At 43.2% G+C, this 23,465-nt stretch carries 16 protein-coding genes; 7 read left to right on the forward strand and 9 right to left on the reverse strand.

Translation table 11 applies throughout. The features are described 5' to 3' along the window. Positions 1-302: 302 nt before the first annotated feature. The 4 genes from ACVBIK_RS17990 to ACVBIK_RS18005 all read right to left on the reverse strand — a co-directional run bounded on the left by ACVBIK_RS17990 (position 303) and on the right by ACVBIK_RS18005 (position 5,394). The gene (locus ACVBIK_RS17990) at positions 303-623 is read right to left on the reverse strand and encodes a YdbL family protein (protein WP_447162002.1); all 321 of its coding nucleotides are present in this window, start codon (positions 621-623) and stop codon (positions 303-305) included. 24 nt (positions 624-647) lie between these two features. Further along, entirely contained in the window at positions 648-848 is a 201-nt protein-coding gene (locus ACVBIK_RS17995) for a YnbE family lipoprotein (RefSeq protein WP_447162003.1), read from the reverse strand. 103 nt (positions 849-951) lie between these two features. Further along, entirely contained in the window at positions 952-4,188 is a 3,237-nt protein-coding gene (locus ACVBIK_RS18000) for a YdbH domain-containing protein (protein ID WP_447170220.1), read from the reverse strand. A 357-nt stretch (positions 4,189-4,545) separates the two neighbouring features. Then, positions 4,546-5,394: a D-hexose-6-phosphate mutarotase gene (locus ACVBIK_RS18005; RefSeq protein WP_447162005.1), complete on the reverse strand. Its 849-nt coding sequence runs from the start codon at positions 5,392-5,394 to the stop codon at positions 4,546-4,548. A 219-nt stretch (positions 5,395-5,613) separates the two neighbouring features. Here ACVBIK_RS18005 and ACVBIK_RS18010 point away from each other — a divergent pair, with 219 nt between their 5' ends. Both ACVBIK_RS18010 and yjjG read left to right on the forward strand, forming a co-directional pair. Continuing rightward, positions 5,614-7,404, forward strand: a complete 1,791-nt coding sequence (locus tag ACVBIK_RS18010) for an acyl-CoA dehydrogenase C-terminal domain-containing protein (RefSeq protein ID WP_447170221.1) — start codon at positions 5,614-5,616, stop codon at positions 7,402-7,404. A 640-nt stretch (positions 7,405-8,044) separates the two neighbouring features. Further along, on the forward strand, positions 8,045-8,731 hold the full coding sequence (yjjG, locus tag ACVBIK_RS18015) for a pyrimidine 5'-nucleotidase (protein ID WP_447162007.1): 687 nt from the start codon (positions 8,045-8,047) through the stop codon (positions 8,729-8,731). A 14-nt stretch (positions 8,732-8,745) separates the two neighbouring features. Here yjjG and ACVBIK_RS18020 read toward each other — a convergent pair whose 3' ends face one another. Next, positions 8,746-9,357: a DUF938 domain-containing protein gene (locus ACVBIK_RS18020; protein WP_447170222.1), complete on the reverse strand. Its 612-nt coding sequence runs from the start codon at positions 9,355-9,357 to the stop codon at positions 8,746-8,748. Positions 9,358-9,551: 194 nt separating this feature from the next. Between ACVBIK_RS18020 and ACVBIK_RS18025 the strand changes: the two genes are divergently transcribed. The 3 genes from ACVBIK_RS18025 (at position 9,552) to ACVBIK_RS18035 (ending at position 10,730) form a co-directional block, all read left to right on the forward strand. Continuing rightward, positions 9,552-9,920 carry a hypothetical protein gene (locus ACVBIK_RS18025; protein ID WP_447162009.1) on the forward strand — a complete coding sequence of 123 codons (369 nt, stop codon included), beginning with the start codon at positions 9,552-9,554 and terminating at the stop codon, positions 9,918-9,920. A gap of 26 nt (positions 9,921-9,946) precedes the next feature. Next, entirely contained in the window at positions 9,947-10,249 is a 303-nt protein-coding gene (locus tag ACVBIK_RS18030) for a Fis family transcriptional regulator (RefSeq protein ID WP_447162869.1), read from the forward strand. A gap of 298 nt (positions 10,250-10,547) precedes the next feature. Then, positions 10,548-10,730, forward strand: coding sequence for a hypothetical protein (locus tag ACVBIK_RS18035; protein ID WP_447162011.1), 183 nt, complete (start codon positions 10,548-10,550; stop codon positions 10,728-10,730). A 179-nt stretch (positions 10,731-10,909) separates the two neighbouring features. Here ACVBIK_RS18035 and ACVBIK_RS18040 read toward each other — a convergent pair whose 3' ends face one another. Beyond that, positions 10,910-13,066: a bifunctional 2',3'-cyclic-nucleotide 2'-phosphodiesterase/3'-nucleotidase gene (locus tag ACVBIK_RS18040; RefSeq protein WP_447170223.1), complete on the reverse strand. Its 2,157-nt coding sequence runs from the start codon at positions 13,064-13,066 to the stop codon at positions 10,910-10,912. Positions 13,067-13,389: 323 nt separating this feature from the next. Then, positions 13,390-15,579 (reverse strand): M3 family metallopeptidase, encoded by a 2,190-nt coding sequence (locus tag ACVBIK_RS18045; RefSeq protein WP_447162013.1) that lies wholly within the window; start codon positions 15,577-15,579, stop codon positions 13,390-13,392. A 425-nt stretch (positions 15,580-16,004) separates the two neighbouring features. On the opposite strand from ACVBIK_RS18045, the gene ACVBIK_RS18050 reads away from it, so the two are divergent. Beyond that, a complete protein-coding gene (locus tag ACVBIK_RS18050) occupies positions 16,005-17,579 on the forward strand; it encodes a methyl-accepting chemotaxis protein (RefSeq protein WP_447170224.1) in 1,575 nt (524 codons plus the stop codon). 192 nt (positions 17,580-17,771) lie between these two features. Here the strand turns inward: ACVBIK_RS18050 and rarD are convergent, their stop codons facing one another. Continuing rightward, entirely contained in the window at positions 17,772-18,713 is a 942-nt protein-coding gene (rarD, locus tag ACVBIK_RS18055) for an EamA family transporter RarD (RefSeq protein WP_447162864.1), read from the reverse strand. A 1,281-nt stretch (positions 18,714-19,994) separates the two neighbouring features. On the opposite strand from rarD, the gene ACVBIK_RS18060 reads away from it, so the two are divergent. Beyond that, entirely contained in the window at positions 19,995-21,929 is a 1,935-nt protein-coding gene (locus tag ACVBIK_RS18060) for a B12-binding domain-containing radical SAM protein (RefSeq protein ID WP_447170225.1), read from the forward strand. Positions 21,930-22,274: 345 nt separating this feature from the next. Here the strand turns inward: ACVBIK_RS18060 and rihA are convergent, their stop codons facing one another. After that, a complete protein-coding gene (gene rihA, locus ACVBIK_RS18065; RefSeq protein WP_447170226.1) occupies positions 22,275-23,243 on the reverse strand; it encodes a pyrimidine-specific ribonucleoside hydrolase RihA in 969 nt (322 codons plus the stop codon). Between the last annotated feature and the right edge of the window lie 222 nt (positions 23,244-23,465).

Here is a 23,465-nt window from a genome sequence, read left to right on the forward strand (position 1 = left end):
TTTTCCGCGCATGTAACACCTCATATTTTTGGTTAAGTATAACTCTATGAAGTGTCTACTGTTCTAGGGGCTTACCATACCGATAAAATCCATAAAATGCGCATCGGGAAACCATTTGGCAAAATGCCGAGGACTAAAAAGGTGTGAAATTTTGCTTAATTAGGAATTGATTTTTTGCACGTTAGCCAAAAAATGCAGAAAAAGGGCAAGCGCATACACAAGGCTATACTCTGCAGCAGGGTTTACGCTAAGCTGCTAAACCGTTAGGCCGCTATAGTATAACGGCCGCTTTACGGAGCCTCTTATTTCTTAATCCACTTGCCAGATTGGTTTTGAATATAATGGCCTTTTTTGCTTGCTTGAATCGCTTTCTCTGCGGCGAGCTTTGCGACATCATTAACAGAAATATTGTTCTGCTTTGCTATTTTTTCATAGTGTGCTTTACGTTTTGCGTTCACCGAGCTTGTAACGGCTTTTGCCTCAGCCGAGACAATGACCACACCTAAATAGCCATTGGTTTGTTCTCCTACTAGACCCTGAGCTTTGGCATCTTGCAGTGAGATTGCAAAGGCATTAAAGCTGAGTATTAGGCTTGTAACAAGCACAAGTAATTTTGACTTCATGGCGTTCTCCTTTATTTCCTTTGCTTAAAACAGTTCGTCGTTGGTTAAGAGTTGATCTAACTGTTTGTCGACCTTGATTTTAATCTCATGTTCAATCTTTACGTTGAGATTGATGACAATGGGTTTATCTGGCGGCTCAATCTTAACCGTCGGGCTGCAACCAACTAGAGCATATAGCGCGAGCACTAGGCTTAATAACAATTTCGGACTATGCAATGTTTTCATTGGCTTATCCTTTTCCTTAACGGGTTGGGCTAATTTGAGGTTTTAATCAGTATAGCGCTACATACAGGTTTTTAATCAGTTATAACTCTTTGAATATTTATGATTATTTAACTGCGCGTTCAATCTGGTTCTGTAAATTGTCACCTATCTGTAAACTTCTGAGCAACTGTATCATGTTCTCCTCTTGAGAGTAGTTGAAGTGGATAGGTCGTTCAATACCCTGGCTACGTCCTTTTACATTCACTTTCAATTTAGCATCGCCTTGAGCGTCCATATCGAAACTACTTGAGAGTTCTGAGTAGTTAAGGTGTTCTAGTGCTGAGAAAGCAAACTCTAGGTAGGGTTGGCTTTGGCGCATCTTCTCAACGGCGGGATTATTACCTATAGCGATATAGCCGCCTGGGGGGCGCGCAGCGAGTCTTCCTCCGCTGATACTGGCTTTACCTTTTTCGATGCTGACGGGGAGCACGCCATCAAAAATACCGTCAGCGGAAATACCGACTAAAGGGTGAATGGCTAATACCTTAGTTAAATCAATATGCTGTAAAACAAAATAGGCTGATGATGGTTTTCTAAGGTTTAATTGAAACTGTGGGATAAGCAGTTGGCCACCGAGTAAATCTCCTTGGGCAGTCAGCCTGACAGAGGCTTGCTTCACGCCTAAAAGTAGTTGTGCAAGCGCTAAATTTTGCTTGCTGTTTGTGCTTGTTGGCTGGGGGGCAACATCTGTTCCAGTACTGAAAGAGACTGCGGCTTCAGCTTTGATATCGGTGATCATTACGCCAGGATTAAAGGCCAGCAGCGACAGTTTTATATTGTCGCAAGCAAATGAGCTTGCATGCTTTTTCGCGCTATTTTGTTGCCAACGATACTGGCATTGCGTATCCATATTGCCCCCATCGAAGGGCAGGTTGTAAAGGCTGCCTTTGATATCGTTAACCTTTGGGTCAATCACCATGTTGAACGCCAGCTGCTGGTTCTTTTTAAGCTGATAATGCATAACCAGCTCAGTATTACCTTGGATGTCTAGCGTGTCAGGTAAACTGTCTGTTTGGCTTAAAAAAGCCAGAATTGGGGCGAATTTACTACTAAATTGCCAATCTCCGCTTAAGTTAAAGCGAGTCAAATTGCTTAATTGCGGCACAAACTGATGCTGACTAGTGAAGAAAAGATCATTAATCTGCCAGTTTTCATCGCTACTTAACCGCTGCTGATTTAGTGTCAGCTGTTGGCTTAATTCAACGGTGTCGAGCTGAACCAATTTTTGCTTGATGCGGCGTTGATTAAGTTGGTTGGCATTGTTATTTTTTGTCTGACTGACAGGGCTATAGCCAGACTTGTCGAGACTAAGCTGTGTAAGGGTTAAGCTTATTTGATTATGTAGTTGCTGGGTTAGCAGCTCGCGAGTAAACGATAAATTTTTAGCGTTACTATTTTTATAGTTAGCACTTTCGTTATTACTGGCGTTAGCCGTTGTAAATGTTAGCGGCATAGGTTGTTTAAGTGCAAAATCAAGATGATCAAGTCGAAGCTTATATTGCTCTTCACGCGTATTGCTTAGCTGCAGGTCACCGTCAATACCAGTGACTTGATAGCTAAGCGCTGGAAAGGTGAAGTGGGTGACTCCCTGCTGATAACGGTATTCGATAGGGGAGTTAATTGAGAGTTTAGTTTGCTCAATATGGCTACTGAGCACTGCAGGCTTAGCTTGTGAAATAGCTTGTGGTGTAGCGTCTAATGCTGATCCAGCGTTAACAGCTAACTTTGGGCTGACTATTGTTATGCCATTGGTGATTTGTGCCGCGTTACTTGCGACCTTAATACTGTAACTAGTCTGTTGATTAGACTTAGCAGCGGTCATTTCCCCCTGCATTGTCAATGACGCCTTGCCTATCTTAATCTGGTAGGGGAGTTCTCTGAGCTTAGGCCACAATTGGTTAAGAGTAATGCTTTGGTCATGTTTAACCTCAAGTTGCCAATCGGCGCTCAGTCGGTAATCACCAGCGGTAGAAGTAGCAGTTGATACCGAGTTAGAGCCAAGCAGTTGATAGCCGAGCTGCGAAACGAATATTTTCGCATCTAAGCGGCTGTCTTTTATCGATAGTGATAGTGCAGGTATTTTTAGCTGCGGCGCAGCTGGCGATGGTTGTCCTATCTGATAGCTCAAGCCTTCGTCAACGCTAAGTAACAGACTTGGACCTTTATGTTTGTTTAAGGTGTTATAGCTTAACTCTTGATACAAATTGCTCAGCGCTTGTTCGAACGGTTTGTCATTGAGCAGATGTAATAGCTGCTCATGTTGCTCCAGGCTAAGTGGCAGTTTAAAAGGCATGACCGTTAAAATCGGTGTGCCAATATGGCCAGTTATATCAAAGTTAAGTGTGCCTAAGCTTTCTTGGCTCTGTTGTTCAGCACTAAGGTTATAACTGACAGGTTGCAATGTGACATCAGCAAGATTATATAAAACTAATTTTGTGCCGCGCAGACTGTGCTCAGAGGTTAAGATTGCGGTTGTTAAATCCAGTTTCAGTGTTGAGTCCAAAGTGGCATCAAAGCTGATATTTTTGTCGTCTATTGACTGGGTCAGTCGATACAACGGCGATAATAGACTTGTAGGTTGCGCGCTATGGTGTGTTTTAGCTTGTTTTGCATAAAGCATTTTCTCTGTTGCTGCTAAGCGGCGACTAAATGATTGCAGCAGTGTTAAGTCAATACTAGAGGTCGCACGCCATTGCTCAGTGGTTAGCTTGGCTGACAGGCTAAGTAGAGGCTGATTATCTAGCACAATTTGGCTTTTAAGTTCGCCTTGCTTGTTTAAGCTCAGATTATTTAGCTCAATGATTGGGGCGTTAGCTTTTGCTCCTTGCAAAGCGATGCGTGTTTGTGTGAGCTCAATATCGGGAAAGGCGTCAAAGTTAAGGCCAATTGTCGGTCCTGCTTCATTATCAGTTTGTCTTGAGGCTGATAAGGCATTTAGCGCAAGTTTTACATCTATTTCTTCTACAGATAATGCCAACAGATCGCTAACTTTCAAAGCCCAGGGTTTGGTTTTTTTATCAAATAAGATATTGAGGTCGGTAATTTTTATATCAGTGCTATCAACCGTCAATTCTGTGCTCGATACATGCCAATGAGTTAAGCTTTTTGGCTTAAAGCTAAGTTGATTTATTTGGGTGTTATAAGGCGCTAGAAACTGGTTTGCTAAATCTATGGTGACTCTTTCGTAATTGCACAATACGACCCCACCAAGGATAGCAGCAAGCGTAACTATGGTTAAGAGTAAGATACCTGTATATCGTGCGGCTTTATGTCGCCAGCTTTTCAGTCCTGCCTGTTGCACTTGAAAGGTTCCATCTGTCGTTGGCTAAAGGCGATATTTGCCTGCTCGCTTTCAGTATAGTCTGAGGATTCTAACATCTTAACTCTAGAGCTGAATAGGCGATGACTGAGAATTAAAAACACTCGCTTTTAGTTGTATAACCGGCTTAAAACATAAGGGAGAGACTTATGCAGACAACTTATATCTGACCTAGTCATTTTTAGATTTTAAAGGCCATGTGTAATGGTCACTGTGCAGTGTCTGAGTCTGAGGTGAATATGAACTCAATAGGCTTATTAACTCAGTGAGAGCTACGGACTCATTAAGAAGTATAAGTAAGAGAGAAGATCTGTGATTAGACCTTCTCATGCTAAACGTTTACGCTTTCCAAGCGATATGGGTTGTCAATGTATGGCTCTCGTTAGGCGCCAATATCACTTTATCTTCTAATACATTTGCCGCTTCTAGACACACCATCGTTAGGTAGTCATCACTATTGAAACGAGATAAACGCTCAGACTTCTCTATCCAAGGGTTCCAAAGCACGGCGCTCTTGCTGTTTTCGCGGCGCACTTCAATTACACCATCTGGTGTATGTAATTCTTGGCAATCACTTAAATCTGTATAAACCCGGTCAGTTTCACGGGTAAAATCAACGCTATCACCTTCTTGTGGGAAGGGGCCTTTAGCAAATTCAATATACTTAGACGCACTAAAGCCTGTCGCTTTTAATTGGTGAATATCGCTGATTGGAAAATAGCTGTGCAACGCCTGAGTTAGACTGACATCATAATCACTATGGTTGGTGTTGATGAGACTGACACTGAGCGTGTCGCTTAGGGTAAACAGCATCGTTACGTCAGTATCGTGAGGCCAAAACTGTTTATCCTCCTCGCTAATTTTCAAGGTGAACTTTAAATCAACGAGTTGATTTCGCATCTTAACTGACTCCAGAGACCAGATGCGGGTACGAGCAAACCCGTGCTGTGGAAAGTCTGGGTTATCACTCATACCAAACCAAGGCCAACACACTGGAATACCGCCCCTAATACCATTACCAGGTTCATAGTCGTCGGCGCTAGACACCCAAAGTAATGGCTTTTTGCCTACAGGCTCAAAGTAATCAATTTGCGCCCCTTGCATAAAAATCCTGGCCTTACACAAAGGCGTATTGACGTCGACATATTCTAGTCCGTTAGCATGTTTTTTGGTGGTGACCGAACCCATGGGGAGTTGTCCTTTCATAGCGTTAGCACGAATAATTGATTCAGCTTACCCGTTTTTCAATTTAGAGATAAGCCTTCTTTTGACTGTATTTACGGTAATGCTGTTCTCTTGTACAAACAAAGTCAGATTATTGCTGAGTTTTTGTGCAAACTTAGTTATGGTGGTCAGAGCACTGACCATTACTCATAACTATTAATAAGAGATGAAAGGGACGACATTATGCCTATTTATCAAGCGCCAATACGTGACTATCAGTTTGTTCTTGGCGAACTTCTCAATGTTTATCAACAAGAAAACCTAACTGGCTTTGATGAATTTGACCCGGAATTGATTGATGCCGTTCTGCAAGGCGTCGCAGACTTTACCACCGATATTATGCTTCCATTAAATGGCAGTGGGGATGTGGAAGGTTGCCGCTTAGTTGATGGTAAAGTGGTCACACCTAAAGGCTTTATCGATGCTTATCAGCAGTATATGGATAATGGTTGGGCAACTCTCACCTGTGATCCTGAGTATGGTGGCCAAGGTTTACCCGAGGTGGTTGGCGTTTTCGCCACTGAAATGAAAACGGCTACCAATATGGCATTTGCTATGTACCCAGGCCTTACTCATGGGGCTTATGCTGCGATACATGCTCATGGTAGTGAGGCGTTAAAAGCTAAATATTTAGAAAAACTAGTCAGTGGTGAATGGACCGGCACCATGAATCTAACAGAATCCCATGCTGGTACTGACTTAGCACTGCTGCGAACTAAAGCGTTGCCTGTTGGCAATGATAGCTACTCGATCACTGGAGAGAAGATATTTATCTCATCTGGCGATCATGATTTAACCGACAATATTGTACATCTGGTATTAGCCAGGCTTCCCGATGCTCCTGAGGGGGTTAAAGGGATCTCCTTGTTTGTGGTGCCAAAAGTGCTAATTAATGATGACGGTAGCCTAGGTGAGAGCAATAGCCTTTGCGCCGCCAGTTTAGAGCATAAAATGGGGATCCATGGTAACTCGACCTGTGTGATGAATTTTGATGGCGCTATTGGTGAACTCGTCGGCGAGCCGCACCAAGGGCTTCGCGCTATGTTCACCATGATGAATCAGGCAAGACTCGGAGTCGGTGTACAAGGTTTGGGCGTATCTGAAATCGCTTATCAAAATGCATTAGCTTATGCCAAAGATCGTATTCAAGGGCGAGCATTAAGTGGCCCTAACCAGCCAGAACAGGCAGCAGACTCTATCTTGGTGCATGGTGATGTACGTCGAATGTTATTGTCACAAAAAGCCTTTAACGAAGGCACTCGAGCATTGATGGGGCAGCAAGCACTTTGGCTTGATGAAGCCGAGAGACACCAAGACCCAGAGCAAGCTAAAGCGGCGTCAAAGCTAGCGGCATTGTTTACTCCAATAGTGAAAGGTTTTGTTACTGACCAAGGTTTTAAGGCGTGTGTTGACGCTCAACAAGTCTTTGGCGGGCACGGTTATATTCACGAATGGGGCATGGAGCAGTTTGTGCGTGATAGCCGTATTGCGATGATCTATGAAGGCACCAATGGTGTGCAGGCGCTTGATCTTGTCGGGCGAAAAATACTATCAGATAAAGGCGCCACCTTGCAGGCATGGTCTGAGCAGGTTAAAGGCCTTATTCAGCACAATATGTCTAATGATGCGATGAAGCCTTATATTACCGGCTTGATGGATGCAGCGGGCGATCTTGAAAAAGCCACGGGCTACATAGCCGCGAATGCGCCAAAAAATCCCGATATAATTGGCGCGGCGTCTATGGCTTATATGCAAATATTGGGTATAACAGCGTTAGCATGGATGTGGACTCGAACAGCCGAGAAGGCGTTGCAAGCTTTAGCCAGTGGTACTGATGAAAGTATATTTTATCAAGATAAGTTGAGCACAGCGCAATTTTATATGAACTACTGGGCAGTGCAGACTCGGAGCTTACGTAAGCAGATTCAAGCGGCAAGTGAAGGTATTATTGCCTTTGATGACAGTGCTTTTTAACGCGTAAAATGGCTTTAACGGAGCACTCCTGACTGCCATAGCGGGAAGGAGTGTTTCCAGCCATCAAGGTCTAGATTGAATAACCTCACAATAATACCAATCAGTATAATAAGTTGATCTACTCAGAACGTTTTTTGGCAAACTAATTCAAGGCGAATAACTGAAAGAATGGTTGCTCCCTTGTGAAGTTGTTCAACGCAGAAGTAGGCAGCCAAAAACGCTCCAGAATGGCGAGTTTTAGCGGCTCTGATACTGTGAATCTTATGGAACAAGAGGGAGCTTAAACGTAGAATTACTATGCTCTTCACTCGTTGCCTTGTCTCAGTGCCGCTAAACTCTCGCTGAGCGACCAAATCTTTATACTGATTGGTATAACCAATCCTCATCCCTTCGCCGTACATTAGTTTGTCAAAAAATACGCTAAGTCGATCACCTTTTATTGGGCTTGCGATAGAGATTGAGATAGTAACTGAGATTGTGATTGCGATAGTGACTGCGATTAGACAACAGCACCTCTACTGCGCTAATCTTGCCGCACTTTACCGACTGCACTTTTCAATTGATTGCAATATTCACAATTGATTGCAGTATTCACAACAGTATTTAGCAGCGATGGCTGTATTCATTTAATAGGATAAACATGCAGTATAAATGGGTACTTTTTGACGCAGACGAGACCTTGTTTCACTTTGATGCTTTTCAAGGCTTACAATTAATGTTCTCCCGTTTTGATGTGGATTTTACCCGTCAAGACTTCCTTCAGTATCAAACGGTAAATCAACCGCTTTGGGTTGACTATCAAGACGGTAAGTTAACCGCTCAAGAGTTGCAGAATATTCGTTTTGAATCATGGGCAGACAAGCTCACCGTTTCAACACAAAGACTCAATAATGATTTTCTTGCTGCAATGGCTGAAATTTGTCAGCTGCTACCAGGTGCTCAAGCGTTAATTGACTCGCTAACGGGGCGCGTCAATATGGGGATTATTACCAATGGATTTACCCAATTACAAACCATACGTTTAGAAAAAGTGGGCTTAGCTGATCGTTTTTCGCCTTTGGTGATCTCTGAAGAGGTTGGCGTAGCTAAACCGGATGTGGGGATCTTTAATCATGCATTGCAGTTGATGGGCAATCCCGATAAGGACTCTGTACTGATGGTGGGTGATAACCCGCATTCAGATATCTTAGGCGGCATTAATGCGGGTCTTCATACCTGTTGGCTTAATAGTAATGGAGCAGAGAAGCCTGACGGTATTAACCCGCATTATCAAGTGGGCTCTTTGTGCGAACTTCGCCAGATATTAGCGACAAAGCTGGTGGCTTAAAGCTTATTAACGCGTTAGCTTTGCTTTTCAAAATGCAGCAGACGGTTATTAGCAGGCATGGGGTAATCAGTGATTAACACTAGCCCCTGTTTTGCTGCGAGTTCAATAATCCACTCAATATCTCGAATTGCGCTTTGTGGGTTTTGCTCAAACAACCACTGATCGAAGTTGCGATTACTGTCGCTGCTGTATTGTCTGTGATAGTTAAACGGGCCATAAACGCAAAATTGTCCGTTAAGCGCCAAATGCTTCCCTAGTCCGTCAAATAAATCTTCGACCATAGACTTAGACATAATATGCAAGGTATTAGCGGTAAACACCGCATCAATCTGGCCATTTTCGAGTGTATCTATTGGCCAATCTTGTGTGACATCAAGTACCAAGGGAGCGTGTAAATTGTCGCTTGGCTCTTGGGTTAACCAGGCATTGATCCCCGCGTGATAACAGAGTTGATCGCTGGTTTGCCAGGTGACATGGGGCAAGAGCTTGGCAAAGTAGACTGCATGCTGCCCCGTGCCACTACCAATTTCGAGTACTTGACTGGCTTGGCTAAAGCTATGCTCTAACACTGCACCTATAGCTGTTTTATTGTTTTCACAAGATTGAGAGTAAGGTAATGAGCTCACTGTTGATGCTTTGTTATCGAATTAGGCTTACTGTTTTACCGCGTCTATTAATTAAATTCAATGATTTGCTTAAGAAAGCGCTCTACTCAATAAATCATGCTGTTAACACACAATATCCCCCGCAATAACCCTTAGGCGTTGTAGATAAAAAGCGTTAATATCTAAGCACAATTTTGAGGTTAACAGGCATTATTTTGGCTATAGAACAAAATGAGATCGTTTCACTCTTGAGTGAACTTGAGTGCAGAACTAATTTTTCAATCAAGAAAGTTACCGAGTACATGCTTCCTAAGTTGAAAGAACCGTTTTATCTGTATGTGGATGGCAAGCAAGCACAACTGGTGATCCGTCCCGCTTATGAAGTGTTTAAAGCTGACTTTAGCGCGATTGAAGGCGTGAATGTCAAAGACCAATATTGTCATTACTCTGAGATGACGCGATTCCCTAAACGAGTGCAAAAGAGCGTGAATGGTATTCACTACGGGTTAGCCTTTAGCTTCGGCTCTAAAGACGCTCTAAAAGCCTTTATTAAGAAACTGATAGCGATTAATCAAGGTCAGTAATCGTTAAAGCGGGAAAGGAGACTGCGTTGAGAAAAACCGATAAAAAAATTGATAACACTATTCGCATTATCCTGACTCAGGTTTGTGAGGCCGCTAAGGAGCAAGTTGCAGGGTTTATGTGGGTGACTCACCAAGTTAATTTTGCAAAAATGCCAGACAGCTTGATGATAAGCTTTATATTTGAGTCACAAAGCTTATTGGATAGGGCGATCCGCAGCGGTGAGACTGCACGAATACAGACATTGACCCAAAAGCTCTTGCAAGCAGAGGGTATAAGCTTGAACAAAGTCAATAAACAGTGCCGGTTTCACGTTGCGCCCGCTAAATAAAGCGTGCTTATTGCGTGTTAGCAGTCGTTCGTTGAAGTATTAGTAAACGTATTCGCAGTCGTTCGTTAAAGTATTAGCAAACGTATGAACTGACGCATTAGCTTGGCTGCCCAACTTTGCATTCGCACTTATTTTAGCCGTTGCATTATCTTTTTTAGACCAGACACACCAATGGATGTTTGACTCCGTATGGAATGTTTAGAAACATTCTTATACTAAAATCTATATCTGCAGTTAACTTAATATGGTTTACACTGTTACATAATAAGTGATGAATAGGACAAGGAGTCGAATAGACATGGAGCCTAATAAGGTAAGGTCTCAAGAATCGATGCATGATTCTGATATTGAAGCGCTTTTATCTGACTTGAATCATAAGAGACTGAAGTTTTTTGCGTTAATGGTTGCAATTGTCGCAGGCATTCCTGCAGGGTTTTATGGTGCACGCTGGGTCTACCAATTGTTTTTTCCCGCAAACTAGTGGCTGGCTTAAGTTAAAAGCTTAAGCATTTGTTTCAGTCTAAAAGAAGCGCCCAGTTATTGAGTATAAAAAACCCTACTTATCGCTAAGTAGGGTTTTTAGTTTATTAGAGCTTTTATTTAAGTTTTAACTTACTTTAAAGGCGCCTTATTCACTTTGCGTTAGCTACTTTGTGTTAACTACTTGGCTTTAGCCGCGCAGTTGAACTCACCGCTGTAGTCAAAGTTAAAGTGGAACTTAGTAAAGCCTTCAGTACCCGCTTTAGTTTCTTGTTCTTTTTCTGTAGAAAGACCAGTGATGCCGTTGTCTACACAGCGGAACGCTTCATCTAGTGTTGCAGATGCAAACCAAACGCCACCTTTTGCTTGTGCTTCTGGTGCTACAAGCTTAAACACTTCAGCATTCGGGAATGCCAATGATGCATCACCTTGGTTGTTTGCTAGCGAGTCTTCTAGATAGTATTGCACTAACTCACGGTTATTAAATGCCGCTTCTTCTTTAACTAGAACGGCTTTATCAACACCTGGCATTTTCACGTTAGACGCGCGGTAGTTGTTAGTAATGACATAGATTTCTGCATCATCAGCAATTTCAACGCCGTTATAAGTTAGGCTGTCAATCTGCTCACTAGTGGTAGTCTCATACTCAAAGCCATTAATCTTGATGTACTTTGATTCGTTTTCTACGTTTACAGTGTACTTCAGTAGGCCTTCACCAGCTTGGCTGAAACCACCAAAGAATACGTCAAAGTTATAGCCTGGGAATGATTCATTTAGGAAGCGTTCATCAGCTGCTAAAGGTAGGCTGTTGTATGCGTTTGAGTTAACCCACTCAATCCAGTTCTTCATATCAGAACCCGTCATCTTCAATACAGCTGGTGTATTGTTATCAAATACATAGATATCAGCAACAGATGCGTTAGTTAGCTCGCCTTCTTGGATGTTGGTAAAGTCTTGTGGACCGTTACGACCAGACTTAAATGGTGCAGAAACTGACAAGAAGATAGCGTCGTCAGCAGCATCTTTAAACTCACCTTCTGCTTTCCACTTCATTAACTGGTGCAGTTGCGCTTCGTTAACAACCTGAATAGATAAATCAGGTACCACTTGCGGGAAGAAACTGTTCATGTTCACATCGATTGAAGCAATAGATGTAGACATGTAATCAATTGTGCCTTGGTGCTCTTTAGCCACTAAGTCTTCGATGATTGGGTCAGAGCTGTTTGGTACTAGTGAACGAAGCTCTGAAGTTGACTGAGTATGGTCAACGCTCCAGCTTTCGCCGTTATCTTTAGTTGTTAGGGTTAAGTCGATAACACCTAACTTAGCGCCCCAGAAACCAGGCATAACAGCTGGAACACCATTAATTAGACCAAGCTTAGCATCGACACCTTCGATTTCGCCGTATTCACCCGTGGTATTTGGGAATTCACGGTGATCGTGGCCAAACATGATTGCATCAATACCATCGACATAGGCAAGGTGTAATGTTGCGTTTTCAGCAAACTCATTGTCATTGTCATTTAGACCTGAGTGAGGAATCGCAACAATAATGTCTGCGCCTTCAGTTTTCATCTTAGGCACATAATGTTCAGCAGTTTTCTTGATGTCAGACACCATCACATTACATTTTAGTAATGATGCATCCCAGCCCATAATGTTTGGCGGGGTAAAGCCAATTACACCCACTTTAATTAAGTAAGACTCGCCGTTACTGCTCTTAAATTCACGATCTAAGATCACATATGGCTCATACTTATGCTCAGCTTGGTCGTAGAACTCTTCAGTAATGCGAACTTCACACTCTTGTGCAGCATTACTTACTTTCTCTAGCGAGTTATCAACTTTCCATACGTTAGCACTCACATAAGGGAAGTCTGAACCTTTAAGTGACTCATCAAGGAACTCTAGGCCGTAGTTAAACTCATGGTTACCCAAGTTAGCGGCATCGTATTGCAATTCATTCATTGCTTTGTAAACAGGGTGAGTATTTTCTTTAACGTGCTCAGTACCCAGCGACGCCATATAGTCGCCCATTGGGCTACCTTGGATTAAATCACCATTATCAAACAGCATGCTGTTTTGAACTTCATCACGCGTTGCTTCGATAACCAAAGATGTACGTGCTAAGCCCCATTCAGGTAACTTAGTTTCGTTGACTTCTTCGCTGACAAAGTAATTGTACGGCATCACGTTGGTGTGGATGTCAGTCGTCTCCATCAGGCGAACGCTGATGGTATTGTCTTTATTATTGTCATCATCATTATCGAGCCAATCACAGCCAGTGAGTCCCAGTGATGAAGCGATAACAACGGCTAGCACTTTCTTATTTAACATATCCATAACTCTTATATTTGTTTAGACCCCGAGAAGGAGTGCTCCTTCCCAAAAAACTAATAGGTTTATTTTTGGCATAACTCACTATTAGCGGGGTCAGAGTATAAAGATAATTGATGAGAGATTTGTGATCTTGACTGGATTTCGCTTGTATCAATTTGTTGCGCTATGTTCTACTGGTTAGTTGGTTTAAGGGTGGTGTAAATGTCTATTTTTCCGAGTATTCTTAGATGTTGTAGCTGGCGTAAATAATGGCGAACGACATTTTTATGGCACAAAAAAAGACACGCTAAATACGTGTCTTTTTATTGAGCATTAACGCGTTACTTAGCTAAAAAACCACGGCTGCGTAGCAGTGGGTCAATGCCCGCTTCTTTACCACGGAACTGCTTGTACAGTTGCATCGGATCCTCGCTGCCACCTTGAGAAAGAATGTTATTTCTAAATGCATCGGCAGTGGCTTTATCGAAAATACCATTCTCTTTAAAGGCCTCAAACGCATCGGCGCCTAAAATATCAGACCAGATATAGCTATAGTAGCCAGCAGAGTAGCCGCCAGAGAAGATGTGTGAGAAATAAGTACTGCGATAGCGTGGTGCTATTTCAGTGATAAGTCCCATATTGTTTAGCGACTCTGCTTCAAACTTAGCCGCATCTTTTGGCGTGAAGTCAGTCACTGTGTGCCAATCTAAGTCAAGCTTAGTCGCAGCCATATATTCAACGGTGGCAAAGCCTTGGTTGAACTTGCTTGCGGCTTGAATTTTCTTTACGAGCTCTTGCGGGATCACTTCGCCTGTTTTGTAGTGTGTTGCAAATTGCGCAAGCACTTCAGGTTGCGTCATCCAGTTTTCCATCACCTGTGATGGGAACTCAACATAGTCACGTGGCACTGATGTACCTGCTTGTGAACGATACTCAACGTTTGAGAGCATACCGTGCAGCGCATGACCAAATTCATGAAATAGCGTGCTAGCTTCATCGAATGTTAGCAAGGCGGGCTCATCACCCGCTGGGCGAGGGTAGTTAAGCACGTTGACGATGATTGGCGTAGAGTCAGTGCCATCCATGTTGTACTGTTGACGATAAGAGTTCATCCAAGCGCCGCCACGTTTGCTATCGCGAACAAAATAGTCGCCCATAAAGATAGCCAATAGCTCGCCATTTTTATCAAACACTTCCCAAGTGCGTACTTCATCATTGTACTTAGGTAGATCGGTACGCTCTTTTACCGTGATCCCGAATAAGCGGTTAGCGGTATAGAACACACCTTTAAGGGTATTTTCTAATGAGAAGTAAGGACGGGTTTGTTGCTCATTAAAGCTATATTTAGCCACGCGGATCTTATCTGAATAATACCACCAGTCCCAGGCCGCTAGCTTAAAGTCACCGCCTTCGTCGTTGATAAGCGCTTGCATGTCAGCCACTTCAGCTTCTGCTTGTGACAATGCCGCAGGCCATACTTTGTTAAGTAGCTCATACACATTTTCAGGTGTCTTTGCGGTGCGCTCTTCAAGCACAAAGTGTGCATGGGTCTTATATCCCATCAGTTGAGCACGTTCGGCGCGAAGTGCTGCCATCTCGGCTAAGATTTTCTTGTTGTCATTAGCATTGTTGTTATTACCACGCTCTACATACCCCTTGTAGAGGGCTTCACGCAGATCGCGATTGTCGGCATAGGTAAGAAACGGGGTAATAGATGGACGTGACGTGGTAAATACCCATTTACCTTCGTGACCACGTTTAGTTGCAGTTTGCGCAGCAGTATTAATCACGTCATCAGGTAGGCCGGCTAAGTCAGCTTTGCTATCAATGACTAACTCAAATGAGTTGGTTTCAGCAAGTAGGTTATCGCCAAACTCTAGGCTAAGTTTGCCAATCTGTTCGTTAAGCGCCCGAAGCTGAGTCTTATCCGCTTCGCTCAAGTTAGCGCCGCCACGGGTAAATGACTTGTATGTGTCTTCTAACAGTTTTGCTTGAGCAACATTAAGAGACAAGCTGTCGCGTTGGTTATAAACCGCTTTTACTTTCTGGAAAAGTGCATCATTAAGCAAGATATCGTCGCTAGCAGATGACAGCATTGGCGAAACGTCTTTAGAGATGGCTTGCAGTTGCTCGTTAGTGTCTGCGCCCGTTAGGTTGTAAAACACGCTAGCCACTTTAGTGGTTAAGTTACCAGAGAACTCCATTGCTTCAATCGTGTTAGCAAAGGTTGGCGCTTCAGGGTTATCAATAATGGCCTGAATTTCAGCCTGGTGTTGTGCAATCCCCGCCTTAAATGCAGGTAAATAATGTTCAGGTTTAATTTTGTCAAAATCAGGAATACCTAAATAGGTATCATACGGCTTGAAAAATGGGTTGCTGGCGTTATTGTCAATGATTTGCTGTGCAACAACATTAGGAGCGACTTGTATTTCAGCGCTGGTATTAGTGTTTGTATTTGAAGCGCCACATGCACTCAGTGCTAATGCGAGTGCGACGGCAGAAACGATTGGTTTGAGGGTTAATCCCTTCATATTTATATCCCCGAGTATGCTTGTTATCGTTTTTTGTCAATTGCATTGCATTGACGTTAACCCCTTTAAGTATCACGACTCAATGTGGTAAATCTATTGAAAATAGGTGTTGTTTGTAACAAATCGTGCGTTTAGCGATTTTTTACACGTTATTAGGCTTATTTATGCTGTGCTATGTGCTATGTGAGTTTGATGAGAAAAAAGCAATCGAATAACTTGAGATAAACTGACTCTCGTATACCAAATATAGGGCTTAGCTGGAATAGGCTGATTAGCTAAGCGGCTAACCCGTAATAGGCCGCTTATGGACTTACTTACAGAAAGTAAATTGAGCCTAACAGTATTTTCGTGATAGTAATCAATCCTTTCCTTGTAAATATTTGCAAGAATGGCGTACGTTTTTTTACGCGATAAGACTGATAACAATGCGAAATAACCAACCTGTGACCCAAACAGAAAAAAACCTCACCGATAACTGCATTTTGCTATCGACCACCAATCTCGATGGCAATATAAAATACGCGAATGAAGGCTTTATCAAGGTCAGTGGCTACAGTTTCGATGAGTTGCAACGCCAGCCCCATAATGTCGTTCGCCATCCTGATATGCCAGAGGCAGCATTTAAATCACTTTGGGAGCGAATTAAACAAGGTAAGCCATGGGTCGGTATTGTTAAAAATCGCACCAAAAACGGTGACCATTACTGGGTGAATGCATATATCGCCCCCGTCTATGAAAATGGCAAAATTCACGAGTACCAATCGGTGCGCCGTAAAGCCACGCCAGAGCAAATAAGCCGTGCCCAAGGGATCTATCAGGGGATTCAAGCGGGAAAAACACCTCAAGCATTACGTAAACCGCTGTTAGGTTTTGGCGCAAAACTATACGCATGGTTAATGTTGTCTGTTTTGTGTGCAGTGCTACTTGCTAGCTATTCACCAATAATGGCGGCTCTTGTGGTGGGCTCGGCTGCAGTTGTTGGACTTAAGCTGATCTTAAAACCCTTTAACCACTTGGTGGCACAGGCAACCAAAACGGTAGACGACCCATTAGCAACAGGGGTGTTTACTGGGCGACAAGATGAAATAGGTAAGGTGAGTTTTGCCCTGCAATTTTTACTCACCGAAACCGGTGGTGTGGTTGGACGTATGGCCGATTCTGCGGGTTCAATAGAGTCTCTTAGCGGCAGCTTAAACGACACTATCGCCAATACTCGCCAGCGTGCAGATAGCCAGAGCCAACAAACGAGCCAAGCAGCAACCGCAATGGAAGAGATGAGCGCTAGCTTTAATGAGGTGAGCCAAAACATTCATAATGCGGCTCGTGAAATGTCGATGAGTAACCAGTCGGCTGAAAAAGGCCATGAGTTACTCGTGCGCGTTATCGACTCTATCAATCAACTTAAAGATGAGGTGGGCAATTTTGCCTCCGTTGTCGCATCTATCGAACAAGATAGCCAAGATATTAATAAGGTATTGGATGTTATTCGTGGCATTGCCGAGCAAACAAACCTGCTGGCATTAAATGCAGCCATTGAGGCCGCAAGAGCAGGGGAGTCGGGACGAGGCTTTGCCGTTGTTGCCGATGAAGTGCGTCAACTTTCAAGCCGAACTAGCGAGTCGACATCGCATATCGAAGCGATTGTGAGTAAGTTTAGAGATAGCACTGAAAGGGCGGGTATAACAATGGCTGCAGGGCAACGTAAGGCTGAGCAGTCAGTGGAGCTTGCCAAGCAAGTCGATGAGTCTTTTGAAACGTTGCGTGAGTCTATCATTAAGATGAATCTAATGAGTGACGAAAATGCCTGTGCAATGACGCAGCAAACAACCGTAGCCAATGATATTAGCCACTCGATACAGGTGATAAGTGAGCTGTCGTTAGAGAGCTTGGAGCAAACAATGGATGCTACAGAGCGAGGCGAGCAGGTGTCGAGGCTATCGACCAAGACCCATAATTTGTCGAAGCAGTTTTGGGAGCAAAGCGTACAGAGAAAGATATGATTTAAAAGAAGGAAGAGCAGGTCTTAGGTTCTAGGACCTAGGTTCGAGGAAAAGTTGAAACGGTTAGGGCTAAGACGGATAATGCTGCTTTGTGTAGCTTGGGCTTTAGCCCATCGTTCCTGTGATTAAGATGGTACAAGCTGGTGGCTGAACCGTAGTGCTAATCGCTACGGTTCAGCCTAACGTGTATCACTAACTTGGATGTTTGCTGGCTCGATACTTGTGTCTTAGCGCAGGTAGAGCTTCAAGTGAACATAGCAGTAGTCCGGTCCATATCAAGGCGAAACTCACCGCTTTAACCTGATCAAAAACTTCATTAAATAAAATAACAGCAATAAGGAATTGTAAGCTAGGTTCGATATATTGCATTAGCCCTATCATTGACAAGCTTGTCGCCCTGATGGCCAGCGCAAAGAAGACTAGAGGCATTAACGTCACAGGAGCTGAGCCAATATACAGCAGCAATACCGATGTCTGTCCTGATAACGCAGAAGATATTGCCACACTTTGATCTGAACTCCACAACCAGACTAAATAGATCGCGGCAAATGGCATTAATAGAGCGGCTTCAACAGTGACAGAGGTCAGTGAGTCAAAGCGAATAAATTTTTTGCACAAGCCGTAGAGTGCAAAGAAACTGCCCATACTGAGTGCAAGCCATGGAAGTTCTCCATAGCTATAGACCATATAGCTGATACCGCAGAACCCCAAAAATACCGCCATTTTTTGTGCTGCAGTTAATTTATCTCCAAGAAACAGTACACCCAAGCCGATAGCAAAAAGTGGGTTAATAAAAAAACCTAAGCTGGCTGCAAGCACTTGTCCATGGGTGATAGCCCAGGTAAAACTGTACCAAGAGACGCACATAATCAGTGATGCCAACCCACACAGCAGCACAGACTTTTTGTCGGCTTTAAGCTGTGAAATAGAAGGCATCTTGCGACCCATAAGTAGGAATACCACTATCATAAAAGGGACTGAGAACAAGATCCTAAACGCCAATAATTCATTAATATTGGCATTTGGCAAAAAATGATAATAGAGCGGCATCAAGCCCCATAATAGAAACGAGAAAGCAGCAAGTGCGTTGCCTTTAAATGTAGAGGCAGCGTTTTGTGAGGTTGTGGATTGCATATGAATTTGGCTAGAACGGATTAGGCTATGAAAGGCGCTATTTTCTCATTAGCTGAGCGCAAAGAGTGTGATTTATATCACTTTGTGCTATTGATTCAGTAGTTAAGTAAGGTATCGATGTTGCTAAGGATTGAGCTTAGTCGAACTGTTTTATCGTTTAGGCCCCCAGTGTCAATGTCTTACGAGGAAACAATCTAAAGTCGCTATTTATCACCTGAAGTGCAGCAAATAAGTTAACGGTTACCGCTAGTCTTGGAGAATGTAGATGAATTAGTCGTCAAATTGATAAGCTTTAAGATTGATGCTTGAGCTGAGTCAATACAAACCATAAGTAAAATGAATACTGGAAATGAAAATTTACCCCAAGAAAATATATTTGCTTGAGTCGCATCAACACCTACGCTCTCTATTAATAAAATCGATAAAAATGTAGAAACTATACATACCAAAAAAATGCAAGTGATGTTTTTAATTTTGCTCATAGCGGTAAAGTACTCAGCTGATAAAGAATGATATCTGTAAGGGAACAGACGACAAGTGATAATTTATTACCGGGCGGTTGAAAATCCAGCTAATAATCATGGGTGTCACAGTTAATTCTCGTTGTGATTAACTTCTCGAATAACATGATGAATCCTCCTTGAAAACATCGAACAGCTTATTATCCTGCGTCTCGGATAAATATTAACCGCTGATTGATTTGCACTCAACATATCAATGTAACCTATTGATGTAAAGCGAGTATTTTTCAGTGTTTTGACGTTTGCAGCGAGCCTCTGTAATGTCTGCACATAAGCTCGTTTCTTCAGGTCTGACCCATAGGGAGTTGGGAGTGTCATTATGAGGTAAGGTTCATCTGTGACCATCTGTGACCATCTGTGACCATCTGAGCACATCATTCGATTATCCCTGCTGCCGCGTCGTTGAGCTTTTTACTCAAAGGTAAGCACTTTTTAGGCAATGCCTAAAGTGCAGCTGCTAAATCAAGCTATCATCTGCTAATTTTCGGGTTTTTATTTAGTACATTTGCTAGAATCCCTCATTATTTTTTTGGCTGCGCTTTTTGCTGCCACACTCTTTATAAACTGATGGCATTTACTGAAGCTATTTAGTGGCGGGTGTAACGGAAGCTTAGTGACCGTTTTCACTGATGGCTTTCATAGGCCAACTTTACGGACTTATCACTGTCCCGTCGTCACCGGTACGTTTTCCAATGGACTGTTGTATCAAACCGTTCAGTTTCTAACAGAGTATTCAAGTTTTACTATTTAAAGGCAGGCTATGACCGTTCTTCTAATGACTCCACCTATGACCCAGCTCAATACGCCTTATCCGGCAACAGCGTATTTAACGGGTTTTTTACGCTCTCGAGGTTATGAGGCGGTGCAGCGAGATCCTGCTATTGAGCTTTTCCTAGAGATGATGACAGCGCCTGCGCTGGAGGTTATTCGTCAGCATGTGGAAGAAAACTACGAGCATTTTGAAGATGATGAGCTGCCTGATGTTATTTTCAATTTTCTGGCCGAGTATGACCGCTATCACCTTGCCGTTGAACCTGCTATTCGCTTTTTACAAGGCAAAGATCCCAGTCTTGCACTGCGTATTAACTCGCGCCGCTTTTTACCTGAAGGCCCTGCGTTTGACACTATTGCGCAGATGGAAGCGGTATCTGGCGATGTGTTGCAAGCGGCTTTTGGTAATCTTGGTGTACAAGATAAAGCCAAATATTTAGCCACGCTGTTTATTAACGACTTATCGAACGTTATCACTCAAGGGGTTGATCCTTACTTTGAAGTCAGCCGTTATGGCGAGAAGCTTGCTGCGGCCAACCCAAGCTTTGATAACCTTTACGATACCCTGATGGACGAGCCAAGTTTTAGCTCAGAAATTCTAGAACAGTTAGTCGAGCAATATTTAGAAGAAACCCAGCCTAGTGTGGTCGCATTAACCGTGCCTTTCCCTGGCAATATGTTGGGCGCGCTGCGTATTGCACAAACCTGTAAAGCCATCAATCCAGAGCTTCCTATTGTAATGGGCGGCGGTTTTATTAACACTGAGCTACGTGCGCTTAAAGATCCCCGTGTGTTTGAGTTTGTTGATTTTATCTGCCTTGATGATGGCGAGCGTCCATTTATTACCTTGCTTGAATATTTCCAAGGACAGCGTGAGATTGATGATTTGGTGCGTACCTATTTCCTTGCTGAGGATGAAAATGGCGAGCCTTACGTACACTTTAACGAAAACACTGAGCTGCACGATATCCCGCAAACCGATGTGGGTGCACCTGTGTATGACGGCCTGCCATTAGGTGAATATCTATCTTTGTGTGAAATGCTTAACCCAATGCACCGCATTTGGAGCGACGGACGCTGGAATAAACTTACCATCGCCCACGGCTGTTACTGGCGTAAATGTAGCTTTTGTGATGTCAGCTTAGATTATATCGACCGTTTTGATGCCGCTAGCGCCGATGTATTGGTGGATAGAATAGAGCAATTGATTGAAGAAACTGGTGAAACAGGTTTCCACTTTGTCGATGAAGCGCTACCGCCAAAGCTTTTGTTTACACTCGCTAAGCGTTTAATTGAGCGCAATGTCGTGATCAGCTGGTGGGGCAACATTCGTTTTGAGAGAACCTTTAGCCAATCGCGTTGCCAGTTACTCGCTGATTCTGGCTGTATCGCAGTGAGTGGTGGCCTTGAGGTGGCGTCAGATCGTCTGTTGAAACTGATGAAAAAAGGCGTGAGCGTTGAGCGCGTTGCCCAAGTCACCAAAGCCTTTAGTGATGCCGGCATATTGGTTCACGCTTATTTGATGTACGGTTTTCCGACTCAAACGGAGCAAGAAACGGTTGATTCGCTGGAAATGGTACGTCAGATGATGAGTCAGGGGTGTTTTCAGTCTGCATACTGGCACCGTTTTGTGGCGACTATCCATAGTCCTATCGGTATTAATCCTGAGCAGTTTGGTATTACGCTTTGCGAGCGCCCTGAGATTTTATTTGCTGAAAACGATGTCGACTTTACAGATCCAACGGGCACAGATCATGAAATGCTCGGCGAGGGGCTGCGTAAAGCGATTTACAACTATATGCACGGTATTGGTTTTGAGCAGCCGATGAGCTTTTGGTTTAACCAAAAAGTGGCTAAAACGCAGATGAAGAAAGATCTGATCTCAAAAGCGATTAATAATCTAATTGAAACTAGCGAAGACTAATCGTCATTTTCTAGCTAAATAGCGATAAGTTTTAATGCTAAAAGGCCACTTTCTGCTGCAGAAAGTGGCCTTTTCATTTTTATAAATAAACGCTTATGAAGTTATAACCATAAATCTAGTGCTATCAATTTAGTGCTATCAATATAGGACTATCAATATAGGACTATCAATATAGGACTATCAATATAGGACTATCAATATAGGACTATCAATATAGCGCTATCAATATAGGACTATCAATATAGCGCTATCAATATAGGACTATCAATATAGTGCTATCAATATAGCGCTATCAGTACAGCGTTAGCGATAACAGGCTAGCTGCAGCTCATTAGCTAAAAATCATTAGTTATATGCGTTTAAGCATTCAACGATTAAATCAACAAAACCTTGTCGATCGAGTTTACATAACACTTGAGTATTGTGAGGCTTATTGGTCAATTGGTAACGATCCACTACCGTCATGCCTTGGGTGTATTCGCCCTTAGTCTCTACGCCAACCCAGCAGTCGTATGAGGTGAATAGCTCAGGTTTAAGTAGCCAAGCGATAGTACAAGGGTCGTGTAGTGGAGCGCCTTCAAAGCCCCACTTAGGATCTCTGTGGTAGATCATAAAGAAGTCGAGCAACTCTGCAACACACTTAGCCACAGGGTTAGGTATTTTACGAATACGCTCAATATCTTCATCCATAATTTGTGCTTGGTGAGTAATATCAAGGCCACACATGGTGATAGGAATACCAGACTTAAACACCATGTCGGCGGCTTCTGGATCAACAAAGATATTGAACTCAGCTGCTGGTGTCCAGTTACCCGCTTCGGCAGCGCCGCCCATCAACACGATCCGCTCTACCTTGCAATGAAGTTCAGGGTAGGTTGCTAAAAATAGTGCGATATTGGTTAACGGCCCAGATGGCACTAGCGTTACCGCTTCGTCACTTTCACGTACTTTTTGCGCCATCAGCTCAATGCCTGATATCGATTGCGGTGCAAAAGCTGGATCGGGCAGTTTTGGGCCATCTAAGCCACTTTCACCATGCACATTGTCGGCAATAATCAGCTCACGAGCTAACGGCTTAGGTGCGCCTGCGGCAACGGGGATATCGTGACGCTCAAGTAAGGTTAAAATACGCAGCGCGTTGTTTAAGGTTTTATCGGGAGTTTGATTGCCTGCGCTGGTGGTTACCGCTAAAGGATTAAGCTTATTGCTGCTCATGGCTAAAATTAATGAAATGGCATCATCATGGCCAGGATCGCAGTCAAGAATAATCGGGGTAACTTTATGGGAGTGTTGGTTGTGTAGAGTAGGGCTCATTGTTAGGCTCCGCAAAATGAGTGTCTATTAAAATGCTATTTTGATTCTTGCTAAGCATCCTAGAGCGTTATTAAGCCAAATACTGTGACTGAGTAATCGCTTTTAAGCTGCTGAATCATAAGCTGCTGAATCAATAGTGCGGTTTTGCTCTATCCACAAAAAGGCCCTTAGCTATGCACTATGCTAAGGGCCGGTTTTGTATTAAACGGCTTAGTCTAAACG

The organism is Shewanella sp. 125m-1 (assembly GCF_052977065.1).

Coding starts and splice junctions, on each gene's coding strand:
- ACVBIK_RS18040 (WP_447170223.1), bottom strand. CDS start 13,066: ATGTTAAATAAGAAAGTGCTAGCCGTTGTTATCGCTTCATCACTGGGA.
- ACVBIK_RS17995 (WP_447162003.1), bottom strand. CDS start 848: ATGAAAACATTGCATAGTCCGAAATTGTTATTAAGCCTAGTGCTCGCG.
- ACVBIK_RS18035 (WP_447162011.1), top strand. CDS start 10,548: ATGGAGCCTAATAAGGTAAGGTCTCAAGAATCGATGCATGATTCTGAT.
- ACVBIK_RS18010 (WP_447170221.1), top strand. CDS start 5,614: ATGCCTATTTATCAAGCGCCAATACGTGACTATCAGTTTGTTCTTGGC.
- ACVBIK_RS17990 (WP_447162002.1), bottom strand. CDS start 623: ATGAAGTCAAAATTACTTGTGCTTGTTACAAGCCTAATACTCAGCTTT.
- yjjG (WP_447162007.1), top strand. CDS start 8,045: ATGCAGTATAAATGGGTACTTTTTGACGCAGACGAGACCTTGTTTCAC.
- ACVBIK_RS18050 (WP_447170224.1), top strand. CDS start 16,005: ATGCGAAATAACCAACCTGTGACCCAAACAGAAAAAAACCTCACCGAT.
- rihA (WP_447170226.1), bottom strand. CDS start 23,243: ATGAGCCCTACTCTACACAACCAACACTCCCATAAAGTTACCCCGATT.
- ACVBIK_RS18045 (WP_447162013.1), bottom strand. CDS start 15,579: ATGAAGGGATTAACCCTCAAACCAATCGTTTCTGCCGTCGCACTCGCA.
- ACVBIK_RS18060 (WP_447170225.1), top strand. CDS start 19,995: ATGACCGTTCTTCTAATGACTCCACCTATGACCCAGCTCAATACGCCT.
- ACVBIK_RS18005 (WP_447162005.1), bottom strand. CDS start 5,394: ATGGGTTCGGTCACCACCAAAAAACATGCTAACGGACTAGAATATGTC.
- rarD (WP_447162864.1), bottom strand. CDS start 18,713: ATGCAATCCACAACCTCACAAAACGCTGCCTCTACATTTAAAGGCAAC.